The sequence below is a fragment of the Citrobacter sp. S46_ASV_140 genome, from assembly GCF_018919545.1.
GTDB lineage: Bacteria > Pseudomonadota > Gammaproteobacteria > Enterobacterales > Enterobacteriaceae > Citrobacter > Citrobacter braakii.
The window spans coordinates 1-865 of the sequence record NZ_JAHLRC010000280.1 but is presented as its reverse complement, the minus strand read 5'-3'; the positions used below and the strand labels follow the sequence as shown (position 1 = coordinate 865).

Genomic DNA, 865 nt, shown 5'->3' with positions numbered 1-865 from the left:
GCGTTCATCACCGAATATCTTCGCCATCGCCAGGACATCGTTTGTCCATCCCGTCAGCTCATGCGTTATCCCTGTTGCATCATGCAGCGCCATCAACAACGGTGTGACCGGGGAACCGTCTGGCTTCACACCCCGTTCCTTCATCTGCCGGACTGTGTTTCCGACCACTCCACTCTTCCACGGGTACAATGTCTCCTGCGGCCCCGGGTCTTTGACTATTGCATAGCGTTCATTCACACACTGGCTGACGCGTATTTTATTATGGGTGCCATAAGGTAACCGCATTCCCGGGCTCAGCATGCTGCCCTGCGCAGGAATGTAATCCAGAACACTGGCTAGATTCGCTGTGGTTGCCTCCGTTATTTGCTGTGAAGCCTGTGGCGCCCTCCAGTTCGATGAACTCACGCACTGCATTCTGCTCTGCCGTTGCACGCCATCGCTCGCGTAACGCTCCAGCGTATTTTCCGTCCACGGACACTGCGTGAATGCTATCCAGATGTCATTCTCCAGAACTTCATAGGGCAGCGTCAGAAAATCCTTTCCGCCATTACTGTAGGTTCCCTGCCGACAGTCAGGCTCTGCTTTCTCCAGGACATTTTTCGCCGAAATCTGTTTCCACAAACTGCCGTCATCACATACCGACCACGCCTCCCAGTCCGTCAGATACGGATAGTAGATATAGATATATCCTCTGCGCATTGCGCGCAGCGCATAGTGGTAATTTTCGTTTTCCACCGGGTAAGCCGATACTCCTGATGTTGCCCACTCCGGTAACGGTTCTTTAATATATTCAGGAATCACCGCATAGCGTACGGGTAGTAATGCCGGTCCCTGTGACATACAGTCACATTTATGATTTTTCATC

Annotated in this window: 1 protein-coding gene; it reads right to left on the bottom strand. The window is 52.3% G+C overall.

What is annotated here, in order from left to right:
* Positions 1–840 (bottom strand): T6SS effector BTH_I2691 family protein (locus tag KQJ19_RS23765; RefSeq protein ID WP_275972574.1); only part of this gene is annotated, 840 nt, incomplete at its 3' end.
* Positions 841–865: the final 25 nt, after the last annotated feature.